8 protein-coding genes are annotated in these 12,423 nt (G+C 66.9%); 3 read left to right on the top strand and 5 right to left on the bottom strand.

Translation table 11 applies throughout. From position 1 onward, the window contains the following. Positions 1-278 precede the first annotated feature (278 nt). Positions 279-728: a hypothetical protein gene (locus V5A20_RS10430; protein ID WP_332327281.1), complete on the top strand. Its 450-nt coding sequence runs from the start codon at positions 279-281 to the stop codon at positions 726-728. Between the two features lie 465 nt (positions 729-1,193). Next, positions 1,194-2,159: an alpha/beta hydrolase family esterase gene (locus V5A20_RS10425; RefSeq protein ID WP_332327280.1), complete on the top strand. Its 966-nt coding sequence runs from the start codon at positions 1,194-1,196 to the stop codon at positions 2,157-2,159. Positions 2,160-2,367: 208 nt separating this feature from the next. On the opposite strand, the gene glgP is transcribed toward V5A20_RS10425, so the two are convergent. Continuing rightward, positions 2,368-4,428 (bottom strand): alpha-glucan family phosphorylase, encoded by a 2,061-nt coding sequence (glgP, locus tag V5A20_RS10420; RefSeq protein ID WP_332327279.1) that lies wholly within the window; start codon positions 4,426-4,428, stop codon positions 2,368-2,370. A gap of 538 nt (positions 4,429-4,966) precedes the next feature. Between glgP and V5A20_RS10415 the strand changes: the two genes are divergently transcribed. Next, on the top strand, positions 4,967-6,964 hold the full coding sequence (locus tag V5A20_RS10415) for a hybrid sensor histidine kinase/response regulator transcription factor (RefSeq protein WP_332327278.1): 1,998 nt from the start codon (positions 4,967-4,969) through the stop codon (positions 6,962-6,964). Between the two features lie 9 nt (positions 6,965-6,973). Here V5A20_RS10415 and V5A20_RS10410 read toward each other — a convergent pair whose 3' ends face one another. The 4 genes from V5A20_RS10410 to gnd all read right to left on the bottom strand — a co-directional run bounded on the left by V5A20_RS10410 (position 6,974) and on the right by gnd (position 12,264). Then, positions 6,974-7,915, bottom strand: coding sequence for a hypothetical protein (locus V5A20_RS10410; protein ID WP_332316521.1), 942 nt, complete (start codon positions 7,913-7,915; stop codon positions 6,974-6,976). A 29-nt stretch (positions 7,916-7,944) separates the two neighbouring features. Further along, a complete protein-coding gene (locus V5A20_RS10405; protein WP_332327277.1) occupies positions 7,945-9,384 on the bottom strand; it encodes a mercuric reductase in 1,440 nt (479 codons plus the stop codon). A 244-nt stretch (positions 9,385-9,628) separates the two neighbouring features. After that, on the bottom strand, positions 9,629-11,146 hold the full coding sequence (gene zwf / locus V5A20_RS10400; RefSeq protein WP_332316519.1) for a glucose-6-phosphate dehydrogenase: 1,518 nt from the start codon (positions 11,144-11,146) through the stop codon (positions 9,629-9,631). A 206-nt stretch (positions 11,147-11,352) separates the two neighbouring features. Further along, positions 11,353-12,264, bottom strand: coding sequence for a phosphogluconate dehydrogenase (NAD(+)-dependent, decarboxylating) (gene gnd, locus V5A20_RS10395; protein ID WP_332316518.1), 912 nt, complete (start codon positions 12,262-12,264; stop codon positions 11,353-11,355). Between the last annotated feature and the right edge of the window lie 159 nt (positions 12,265-12,423).

The following is a 12,423-nucleotide window of genomic DNA, read 5'->3' as shown; positions in this document are numbered from 1 at the left end:
ACCGTTCCAAATTTTGTCGGGCGTCTTCCCGCCCATTTCAGCTGATCGTTGTCGTCATAGAGCACGAGCGGAGCCATCTGATTCTTCGCTTGTTAGTAGAGCATGTCCTCAGTTTCTCGCACGATCCTGCATGACTGTGATTGACGACTCTTCGTCTCTGGACCGATCCGCATTTTCTGTGACGACCCTATCTGGTCAATCCGACAATCGGGCGTACTGGGGGGCGAAATCGCCAGAGGAGCGGCTGGTCGCCGTCGAACAATTGCGACAGCTCAACTATGACTATGACCCTACCGAGCGACTTCAAAGAGTTCTTGAGGTTGCTCAGCGAGAAGGAGGTTAAGTACCTGATCGTGGGCGGATATGCCGTCGGCTACCACGGATATCCGCGTTCAACCGGAGATATGGATGTCTGGGTCGAATCTATGGAGGCCAACGCTGAACGATTGATGCAGGCGCTCAAAGCGTTTGGATTTGACGTGCCCAAGCTCAGTCCCGATCTGTTTGTCGATCCAGATCGAGTGGTTCGCATGGGACACCCGCCCCTGCGGATTGAGATTTTAACGTCGGTCACCGGTGTTGCATTTGCGGAGTGCTACTCGTCTCGCGTTGTAGAAGAGTTGGATGATGGCACGCCGATTTGCTTCATTGGACTTGAGAAGCTGAAGACGAACAAACAAGCGAGCGGGCAGCACAAGGATCTGGATGATCTGGAGAACCTTCCGTAGTTGAAGAAAAAAGCCCCGCGAGCCGAGGAATGAGCTTGCTCTATAACCCCCCGCTCTTATTACGCCAATGTCAAGGAGAAGGAGCTATTTTCTTGGTGTAGGGAGCTGATGTCGGCGGTTTTGAGAAAAAGATACAGAGATCGTGTTCGCCTCAAATTCCGGAATTTGAGGCGCCGGTGGAATGCTTCGCTTCTGGCAGATCACCTCTGATCTGACGCGGCTCGAAACGGGCAGATACTCTCGGGTACACCTGAACCCGGGCTGCTGTCGCTGTCGAGCGGTCGCGGCAGCGTGTTTCGACTTCGCTGACCGAGAGTGACGATACGGGCGAATGGTGACTCCGCCGGACGTTGCAGTTCGAGCGGTGACGGCCAGAATTGAATGTTTTCCCGCCCATTTCAGCTGATCCTTGTCGTTGTGAGCCTTCGCTTCTCTTCATCCGGTCCGTGGGGGCTCCTCCTTCTCATGGTCTGCCTCGTAGGCTGCAGTGGTTCTGGAAGCCATCCCGGGTCGGCGAAGGCCCCGGCGCCCGGATGGCACGAGGCCACCCTTCAACACAACGGCCTCGATCGCCAATTCCGATTTTATATGCCGGAGGAACCGCCCGCTGCCCTGCCGATCGTCGTCGTGCTGCATGGCGGGACGCAGAGCATGAACGCTATTTTCAGCTCTGGGGCGGGCGGGACGCAGGAATGGCGGCAGATCGCCGACGACGAGGGAGCCTTGCTCCTCGTGCCGAACGGGACCAACCTCGACACCGGCGCGCCGAGTGGAGACAAGCAGGGCTGGAACGACTGCCGGCCGGAGGAGCGGGCCCGCCCGGATGTCGACGACGTTGGGTTCATTGTGGCCCTGCTAGACTGGGCGGCCGACCGATTTGCCGACACGGCAGTTACGCTCAACACGGAGCAGACGCTGGCCACCGGCGCCTCAAACGGCGGCATGATGACCTACCGCCTGGCCACCGAGCGTCCCCGCCGGGTTGCCGCTGCGGCGGCGTTCATCGCAAATCGCCCCACACCGTCGGAGTGCCCAGACGCCTCCGCTCCTGTTCCGATGCTCATCGTCAATGGGACCGACGACCCGCTGATGCCCTACGACGGCGGCGTGATTGCGCCCAGCTTGGGGGGGTTCGGGACGGTTGCCTCGGCAGAGGCGACCCGGGATGACTGGGGCGAGGCAAATCAGGCTGACACCACGCGGCGCAGGGAGGAGCAACTGCCCGACCGCGACCCGAATGACGGGAGCGTGGTCGTCTGCGAGACCGATCCGCCTGCGGGTCGCTCTGGCGCGGAGGTGCGATTTTGCCGGGTAAACGGCGGCGGTCACATCATGCCCTCGATTAAATACCGGCTGCAGGGCCGCCAGAACCACGACGTGGAAGGAGCACGGCTCGCGTGGTCGTTTTTCGAGCGGGCCGTCGAGCAGTAACCTTTGGTCGGAAGGAGAGGGATGCTCGACGAAAGAAGAGACGCACGATCCGCTTGCTCTTGCTCTGACAGACGCAGGGCGAGGGGGCGCGCAGCTTGACCGGGACAGACGCGCCGAGCACGCACGGGCGTTCCAGGCCGCACCCTTCCGTGAGCCCCGCCGGGTCGCTGCGGCAGCGTCCGTCGGCACGGGGACGGTTCCGTCTCCCTCACCCGCCGTTTCGGTACATCTCCTCCACGTAGTCGAGCACCATCCGCTTGGCGCTGAAGGGGGCCGGGATGCCCGTCATGGCCTCGCGCATCATGTCGATCCAGCCGGTGGGCAGGCCGTTGTCGTTGCGGGTGTAAAAGGTGGGGAGGACGCCCTCTTCGAGCTGCCGATAAAGCGAGGCGGCGTCCTGCTCGTCCTGGACCTCGGGGTCGGCCGTGCCGTAGTCGCCGGACGGCTCCGGGCCGATGGCCCAGCCGTTGTTGCCGTTGTAGCCCTCGGGCCACCAGCCGTCGAGCACGCTCAGGTTGAGCCCGCCGTGCGCGGCCACCTTCTGCCCGCTCGTGCCGGAGGCCTCCAGCGGGCGGCGCGGGTTGTTGAGCCACACGTCGCAGCCGGAGGTGAGCATGCGGCCCATCTCCATGTCGTAGTTCTCCAGAAAGACGACTTTTCCTTCGAAGCCCTCCTCCTGACTGATGTCGTAGATGCGCCGAATAAACTCCTTGCCGGCGTCGTCGGCCGGGTGGGCTTTCCCCGCGTAGAGGAGCTGCAGGGGGCGATCCGCGTCGGCAAACAGCGCCCGGGCGCGCTCCCGGTCCCGAAAGATGAGGGGCGCGCGCTTGTAGGTGGCAAACCGGCGGGCAAAGCCGATGGTGAGGGCCTCGGGGTCGAGGTCCGGGTGCATCGGGAGGCTCTGCTCCTGCACCTTCTCCTCGACGTAGTTGAGCAGGCGTTCGCGGAGCGCACACCGGAGGTCCCAGAGCGTCTCGTCGCTCAGGTCCGCGAGGTCGGTCCAGTCGTCCGGGGCCTGCGCCTCTGTGAGGTCGACGTGGATGTGGTCCGCGAAGAAGTTGCGGGCCGGCTCGGCCGTCCAGGTGGGCAGGTGGACGCCGTTTGTGATGGCGTCGATGGGGACCTCGTCGAGCGACCGGTCCGGGTAGAGGTCCTCCCACTGTTGCCGCGCCACGTGGCCGTTGAGCTCCGACACGCCGTTGGCCGCCCGCGACAGCTTGAGGCCGAGCACCGTCATCGTGAACGTCTCCTCGTGGTCGTCCGGGCGAACGCGCCCGTAGCTGAGCAGGTCGTGCGTGCTGAGGTGAATTTCGTCCCGGAACCCGGCCATGGCCTCTGAAAAGAGGTCGGGATCGAAGTGGTCGTGCCCGGCCATCACCGGCGTGTGGGTGGTAAAGACGCTTCGGTCGCGCACCCATGCCTCGGCGTCGGCAAGGTCGTCGCCCGCCGCGAGCCGCTCGCGCAGCAGCTCCAGCATGAGGAAGGCGCAGTGGCCCTCGTTGGCGTGGTACACGTCGGGCGTCACGTCCAGCGCCCGCAGCATCCGGAGCCCCCCGATGCCGAGGACGATCTCCTGGCGGATCCGCTCGTGGTCGCCCCCCTGGTAAAGACGGCGCGTAAGGGGGCGGTACTCGTCCGGATTGGCGTCGAAGTCGGTGTCGAGCAGGTACAGGCTGGTGTGCCCGAGGGCTACCTTCCAGGCCCGCACCGCAATCTCGTGGGTGCCGAGGGGGACCGTGACGGTCAGCGGCTCGCCGTCGCCCTCTGAGACGAGCGAGACGGGGTGCTTCGCCGGGTCGAGCACGGGGTACGTCGCCTCCTGCCACCCGTCGGCGTCGAACGATTGCCGAAAGTATCCCTCCCGAAGAAAGAGGCCGATGCCCGTGAAGGGCAGGCCCAGGTCGGACGCCGCCTTCGAATGATCGCCGGCCAGCACGCCGAGCCCCCCCGAATAGAGCGGTATGCTCTCGTGAAGGCCGTACTCCATGCAGAAGTACGCCGTCGCAGGGGCATCCTCCACCTGTGGCGACCGCTCCATGTAGGTCCGGTAGCGCTGGTAGACGGCGTCCACGTCGTCCTGAAAGGAGGGGTCGTTCAGCACCGCGTCCTTGGCCGTTGCGAGGGCGGCCCGGGGGTTGTTGTCCGAGGCCCGGTACACCTCGGGGTTGAGGCGCCGGAAGAGCGTGCGCGCCTCGGGGGTCCAGGTCCACCAGAGGTTGAGGGCGATGGACTCGAGCTTGTCGCGCGACGTCATTTGGTCGGAGGCCATGGGAAGGAAGACGATGAGCGGATGTGGCGTACTGCGGATGCTCTGGGGGCAGGGCTGGTGCGTCCCGTACACAAGGGTCGCAGTGCGGGACGGATTTGCCAAGTGCCTGGCGTGAAAATCTGATGACCCCCTGATGGGAGCGAGCCGCTTCCGGCCGGGCAACATCGGGCGTGGTGCGTTGGCGCCCCGGCTGCCATGAACCGGGGGAACCGGAAAGATATCCGCGGCCCCCCGATGAAAAAGACGTGCGCTGGAGGCAGGGGGCGACGGGTGGGACAGGAAGTTTCGTTTCTACACAGGTTCTATTCCAAAGGCCCAACGTGGCGCGCGGGGCGGGGCAGGGAAGAGACGACGGCGCAGCTAGAGGGCGATTCGGGCCGGGCAGAGGCGTTGGCATACGTTTTTCTCTTCGCTGACGTGCACAATGCGCACCTCTTCCGTCGGCAGTCGCGTTCAGCCGGCAACCGCGCGCGTGCTCACACACCGACACCTACTCGCTCGCGCTCAATCTCACTGGCGCTCAATCTTGAGTTCTGTCATGGATGCCCCCACGGAGGCCGGTTCTGATGGCCTCAACGTTCTTTCGTGGTCCGGGTCGTGGGGGGCGGCCGTCGGCGCGGCCCTTCTCGGGCTCGGGGCGGTCGTGGCCGGACGCCTGGCAGGCCTCGCCGCACTCTTGTGGGGGGGGCTGCTCCTCGCTGGGGGCGGCGTCGGGGCGATGGGGCTCGTGCACTGGCGCCGCCTCCGGGGGATGCGTGGACGGGCGGCGGCCCGCCTCGGCGCGGCGCGCAAGGAGCGAAAGGCCGCCGAGGAGGCCCTCGACACGGCCACCGATCGGGTCGAGACACTCGAAGAGAAGCGCACGGCCCGGTCGCAGTTCCTCGAAGAGATCAGTCACGCGTTCCGGCGGCCGCTGACCCTGACCCTGGGCCCCATCGACACCCTGCTGGACGGCCGGTACGGGGCGCTCGACGAGGAGGTGCGGTCGCAACTCCGCCTCGCGGACCGGAACGGGAAGCGCCTCCTCTGGCTCGTCAACCAGCTGCTGGACCTGGCAGAGCTGGAGACCGGCAGCATGTCCCTCGTGCCCACCGACGGACGCCTGCCGTCGGTCGTGGTCCGGAGCGTTCGGTCCTTCGAGGCCCTCGCCGAGCGCCGAGGCGTACAGCTCCACTTCGAGTCAACCCTCGACAACCCGACCGCCCGGTTCGACGAGGCGAAGATGGAGACAATGCTGGCCAACCTGCTTTCCTGCGCCTTCCGGACCGCGGAATCGGACGGCACGATTCAGGTCAGCGTCAACCCCGCGGGCTCCTCATCAGACGCCCTCGCGCTCGTGGTCGAGCACACAGGCGGGCCGGACTGTCCGGCTCCGGACGACACGAGGGCCGGCGACGGGCGGCCCCCTCGGCCCCCGGACCGCATCAGCACGAGGCTCGGGTTGCGCCTCGTGGACGAGCTGGCCGATTTGCACGGCGGCACGCTGCGGGTGGACCGGACGGCCGACGGGACGGTGCGGTACGCCGTTCGGCTTCCCCGCTGCCCGCCAGACCCCGCCAGGCCCCCTTCAGAGGGGAAGTCTAGGTCCTCTGCGAATGGCGCAGGGGACTCGTCTCCAGGGAATGATTCCCGGAAGAGCCCCCTGGCCCTCTCCCGGAAGGCCCTGTCTCGCCGAGAGGCCCCGACGGGTTCGGCAGTGGACGGGCCCGACGAGTCGCCCGACGCGGACCGGACGACCGTGCTGGTGATTGACGACAACTCGATCATCTGCACCCTCGTGCGCACCCACCTGGAGCCGGAGTATCGGGTGGAAGAGGCCCACGACGGCGCAGAGGGCTACACCCTGGCGCGGACGCTGCTGCCGGACCTGGTGATTACCGACATCATGATGCCGGAGGTGGACGGGTTCGAGTTGTGTCGGAAGATCAAAGAGGACCCCGACATCGACCACGTCCCGGTGGTCTTCCTGACGGCCCGGGCCGACCTGGAGGACAAGGTGGAGGGACTGGACGTGGGCGCCGACGCGTACCTCACCAAGCCGTTCGAGCCGGAGGCACTAATTGCACGGATCGAGAATCTCATCGCCACCCGACGGACGCTTCGAGAGGCGTTTCGAGACGAAGGGGGAGGCGACACAGCGACGGCAGAGGGGGAGGGGCGCGGCGTGGAGAACGCGAAAGAGGCCCTTCCCGCCACCGCAGAGACGGCGTCGCTGCGAGAGCGGGTGGAAGCGGCCATCGCGGAGCACCTCACCGATCCGGACTTTGGGGTGTCGGAGCTGGCGACGGCGACGGCCCTCAGCGCCTCCCAGTTGCGACGCCGGATGAAGGAGGTCTACGACCGCACGCCGGTGCAGCTCATTCGCCGCCGCCGGCTGGAGGCCGGGGCCCGGCTGCTCGAAGAGCGTGAGGACGTGACGATTGGCGAGGTGGCCTACGCAGTGGGCTTCAACAGCCAGTCCTACTTCTCCCGCTCGTTCCGGGAGGCCTTTGGCACGCCGCCGTCGCAGTATCAGGGGGAGGGCATCGCCGCATAGAGACAGCGCCTACTCCTCGCCAGGCAGCGACACGACCCGTGCGTTTTCGGGGGGCTCCAGCTTCGACGCGTCGAATGGGCGACGGTAGGAGATGCTGTCGGCGCGGGCTTCGTTGCGGAGCGTGTCGCCCGGCCCCTCGTCCTCGGAATACGTGTAGCCCTCGAAGCGGGTGGGCACCGTCAGGCCGTCGACGGTGACGTAGTCCCGGTAGTCGAAGAACGTCTCGGAGAGCTCCTCGTCCGGCCCCACGTCCCGCCCGTAGCTGACGGTGTACCGGATGGCATCGACCCGGCCGGACTCCTTGTCGAGGTAGAGCGTGTAGCTGTCGTCGGGCGAGTCGCCCACGTTCTCCCCGAACGTAATCTCGACCATGTCGTGTGGCGCCCCGTCGAGGGTGTCGTCCGGGAGGGCCTCGTAGTTCGTGCCCGGGTCCGCCAGGACGAACGGGATCTGCTGAAAGTAGAAGCCGGAGAGGGCCCAGAAGCGCGGGTTGGGCTGCTGAATCGAGTCCGGGGCGACCCACGCCTGCTCCCCGTCCCACGCAAAGCGGGCGTCCACCGGCTGAGCGTTGTCGTACGTACCGGTCGTGAGCAGGTCGTGGTAGGCCCGGCGCGTACGGTTGTCGACGACGAGGAACGACTTGAAGCGGAGGTCGGCGTCCTTGTTGGCGTACTCCCACGTGTAGGAGCTGGTGGGGGCCCGGTACCACGCCGCGAGCCCGCCGTGCGCCTCGATGGCCCGCAGGACGCGCTGCCCGCCCTCGTTTTGCGTCAGCCGCTCCCGGGCGGCCGCCACGCGGCGCTCGACCTCGCGTTCGGGGACGACGTTCTCCTCGTCCACGGCGTCCGACGAGGCCCCGTTGCCACAGCCCGCCAGAATCATCACGGCGGCGAGCGCAAGCGAGAGGCCGGAGAGGAACGTCCGCTTCGAGCGAAGAGAGGGGGGCGTCATGGAGCCGGGGGAGATGAGAAAAGGAAAACTTAGTCGGTGTCGCCCGCCTCTTCGCAGCGCGGCCGCCCCTCCGACGGGCCGAGATTGAGGCCGGCGAAGAGGTTGTTAAGCGACTCGGCCAGCGTGGGGTGGGCGAAGGGGGCGGCCTGGAGGCGGTCGACGGGCAGGTTGCCCATCATCGCCGTCTGCAGGACGGACATCACTTCACCCCCCTCAATGCCCAGAATGGCCGCGCCGAGCAACTGGTTCGTTGCGGAGTCGATGATGGCCTTCATGAGGCCGCGCGTCTCATCGACCTCCAGGGCGCGGGCCACGTGCGTCATGGGCATCTGCGCCACCGTCACGTCCCGGTCCTGCTCGCGGGCCTGCGCCTCGGTAAGGCCCACGCGGCCGAGCTGCGGGTCGGTGAAGAGGGTGTAGGCGATGAGCCGGTCGTCGGTGGTGCGGTCTCCGTCGTAGAGCCAGTTGTCGCAGAGCACGCGGTAGTCGTCGTAGGAGACGTGCGTGAAGGCCGGGCCGCCCGTCACGTCGCCAATCGCGTAGAGGCCGTCGGTGGAGGTGGCGAGACGATCGTCCACCTGTACGTGGCCGCGCTCGGTGGTCTCCACCCCCGCCGCCTCTAAGTTCAGATCGTCGGTGTTGGGGCGCCGACCCACGGCCACCAGCAGCTCGTCGCCCACAATCTGGGCCGGCGCATCGTCGCCGTCGAGGTGGGCCGTGATCGTCCCGTCGGCCTCCTCCACGGCCGTCATGGAGGTCTCGTTGAGAACGCGGATCCCGTCCTCCCGCAGGATGTCCTGGAGCGCCTCCGCCACGTCGGTGTCCTCACGGCTGAGGATGTGGTCGCCACGGTCGATGATCGTTACCTCGGCCCCGAAGCGGCGGAACATTTGCCCGAATTCGAGCCCGATGTAGCCGCCGCCGAGCACGAGCAGATGGTCGGGGACGGCGCCGAGCTCCATGATCGAGGTCGAGGTCAAAGGGTCGACTGTGTCAAGGCCGTCGATGGGCGGGAGGACGGGGCGGGTGCCCGTGTTGATCACGATGCGGTCCGCCGTAAGCCTGCGCGTGCCGCCGTCGTTGAGGGCGACCTCCACGGTGCTCGCGTCGACGAAGTGCCCGTCGCCTTCGATCAGGTCCAAGCGGTCTTTCGCCTCGATGCCGTTGCGACTGCCGGCCCGAAACGACTCGACGATGTCGCGCTTGCGCCGGCGGACCGTCTTCATGTCGACCGAGACCTCGCCGACCTCCACGCCGTAGTCCTCGGCGCGGCGGGCGAGGTGCGCCACCCGGGCGCTGGCGATCATGGTCTTGGTGGGCGTGCAGCCTTCGTTGACGCACGTGCCGCCCACGTGCTTGCGTTCGAGGAGGGCCACGTCTCGGCCCTCCTCGGCGACGGTGCCGGCGAGGGGGCCGCCGCCCTGGCCGGCGCCGATGACAATGAGGTCGTATGATTCAGCGTTGGACACGATGTGGAGTGTGGGGTTGAGAAAGAGTCACAGAGAAAAAGAGCCCTGCCGGTGCTGCCCGGTGCTGCGCAGGTGTCCCGGCAGAACCGTTGCTCCGGCCTCCGATCCGTAGCTCCCCGTCCGTCCGAACCATGGGCTTCATTCATGGGCTTCATGGCCGACAGCGGGTGTGGGCCGACGGAAGGCATGGGAAGGCCTTCCTGAAGAGAAGAGGGCAGGCCCATGCCAGGGCACGTGTGCAGGCCTACTGCATGTCGGCGCCCGCCGAGGCGCGGGCGGGCCGGACGCGGCCCGTGGAGCTCCAGGAAGGAAGCAGTCGGTCCACCGCGTCGGGGCCCCAGGTGCCCGCCTCGTAGGCATGGGCGGGCGCGTCCGCCTCCAGGATGGGGGCGTAGAGCTGCCACGACGCCTCCACCTCGTCGCCCCGAACGAAGAGCGTGGGGTCCCCCACGATAATGTCGCGCAGGAGCGTCTCGTAGGCGTCGGGGACGGGCCCGAAGGCGTCCTCGTAGGAGAAGCTGAGATGCTGCGTCTCCAGGGTCATGGTGCCGTTCTCGCTGCTGCCAGGCGCCTTCACCTCGAAGCGGAGGTCGAACCCCTCGTCCGGCTGCAGCGTGATGAGAAGCTCGTTCGGGGGCGCCTCGCAGTTTGCGGTCTGCGGGACGCAGGGGGCGCCGTCCGCCTGGAAGAGCGACACGGGGGCGCTCTGAAAGCGCACGGCGATTTGCGTGAGCTTGCGGGGCAGCCGCTTGCCGGCACGCAGGAAGAACGGCACGCCCTGCCACCGCCAGTTGGCCACGTCAAGGCGCAGGGCCGCGAACGTCTCGGTGCCGGAATCCTCCGGCACGTCCGGCTCGCCGCGATAGCCGGGCACCGGTTCCCCATTCACCGTGCCGGCCTCGTACTGGCCCAGCACCACGTCGGTCTCAGGGTCGGGCTGCCGGGTGGCCCGCAGCACTTTCACCTTCTCGTCCCGGATGGCGTCGGCGTCCATGCTGGCGGGCGGCTCCATCGCCACCAGGGTCAAGAGCTGCGTGAGGTGGTTCTGCACCATGTCGCGCACGTGTCCGGACTGGTCGTAGTACCCGCCGCGCCCCCCGACGCCGAGCGATTCCGACACCGTAATCTCGACGCGATCGATGTGCTCCCGATTCCAGAGGGACTCGAAGAGGGCGTTGCCGAACCGGAAGGCCATCAGGTTCTGCACCGTCTCCTTGCCCAGGTAGTGGTCGATGCGGTAGACCTGGTCCTCGTCGAAGTGGGTGTGGACCTGCTCGTTCAGGGCCTGCGCCGAATCGAGGTCGTCCCCGAACGGCTTCTCGACCACGATGCGCGTCCAGCCAGGGCTCGTATTGAGGCCCGCGTTCCCGAGGCCCTCGATGGCCGGGCCGTAGATGCGGGGCGGCAGGGACAGGTAGAAGGCGCGGTTGCCGGGCAGGTCGAGGTGGCGCTCCAGCTGCTCAATGCGGTCGCGAAGGCCGCCGTAGTCGTCGCCTTCTGCCCCGAGGCACTGGTAAAAGAGGTTGCGGGCGCACCACTCCGAGACCGCCTCTTCCGAGTGCCCCTTCTCCCGGAGGGCGTCCCGGGCCGCCTCCCGAAACCGCTCGTCGGACCAGTTGGAGCGGGCCGTGCCGAGGACGTAGCAGTGTTGCGCCACGTCCTCGTCCTGCATCAGGTGGTAGAGGGCCGGAATCAGCTTCCGCTTCGTGAGGTCCCCCGTGGCCCCAAAGATGACGAACAGGTGCGGCTGGATGTCGGGCATGTCCGGTTGCAGGTTGAACGTTTCGGGTTGAAGGTTGATCGGTAGGAACCGCCGGCTTTAGGGAATGCTCTGTAGAACGCTTGGAGGCTGCGGAGGCTTGGACGCACGGAGTCCGGCAGACTGGTTGCTGCCCCCGCCCCCCTCAGCACTCCTGTTCCCGCGAGCGTAGACGGCTCAATAGAGGCAATTTCCGCCCGAACGTTTCGCTACTCGTCCGCGTCCTTCACCGCGTGGCCGCCGAACTGGTTGCGCATGGCGGCGAGCAGCTTGTGGGTGTAGGAGTCCTCCACCCGCGAGTCGAGGCGTGAGATGAGGGCGTCGGTGATGACCGGCGCCGGCACGTCGAGGTCGATGGCCTCCTTCACCGTCCAGCGGCCCTCGCCGGAGTCGTCCACCCACGGCGCAATGTCGGGCAGGTCCTGGTCCTGGTCCAGCGCACGGGCCGTGAGGTCGAGCAGCCAGGAGCGCACCACGCTGCCGAACCGCCACGTCTCGGCCACCTGCTGAAGGTCGAGGTCGAACGTCTCCTTCGACTTCATGATGTCGAAGCCCTCGGCGTAGGCCTGCATGACGCCGTACTCGATGCCGTTGTGCACCATCTTGACGAAGTGGCCGGAGCCGACGTCGCCCATGTGGCCCCAGCCCTTGTCCGGCCCGGGCGCGAGGGTCGTGAGGGCGGGCCGGAGCTGATCGATCGCCTCGTCCGAGCCGCCCACCATCATGCTGTACCCCTCCTCCAGGCCCCACACCCCGCCGGAGGTGCCCACGTCGACGTAGTGGAGGCCGTGCTCTTCTGCGCGCTCGCCGCGGCGGAGGGTGTCTTTGTAGTTGGAGTTGCCGCCGTCCACCACGATGTCGCCCTCGCCCAAGAGGGGCAGCAGGTCGTCGAGGGTGGCGTCCACGGCGTCGCCCGCCGGCACCATCATCCAGCAGACGCGGGGCGGGTCCAATTCGTCGACAAGGGCGTCGAGGGCGGTTGCGCCTGTGGCGCCATCATCTTCAATCTCCTGTACGGCGCTCTCGTCGAGGTCGAAGCCCACGACCTCGTGCCCGTCGCGCATGAGGCGCCGGCCCATGTTCGCGCCCATCTTGCCGAGTCCGATCATTCCGAGTGTCATAGCGAAGGGAGGTCTTGTTCGTGAAAAAGAGCAGGTCGTAGGATCAAGGGGCGTCCGCGCTGGTCGCCTCCCGATCGAGAAGCGTGTCGACCGTCGCGACCAGCGCCTCCGGATCGCTCACGATCCAGCGGTCGTCGAGGGGAGACTCCGCCCGGAGCC

The sequence above is a fragment of the Salinibacter sp. genome, from assembly GCF_036626415.1.
GTDB lineage: Bacteria > Bacteroidota > Rhodothermia > Rhodothermales > Salinibacteraceae > Salinibacter.
The sequence above is the reverse complement of the archived record's forward strand: the minus strand, read 5'-3'. Positions and strand labels throughout refer to the sequence as shown.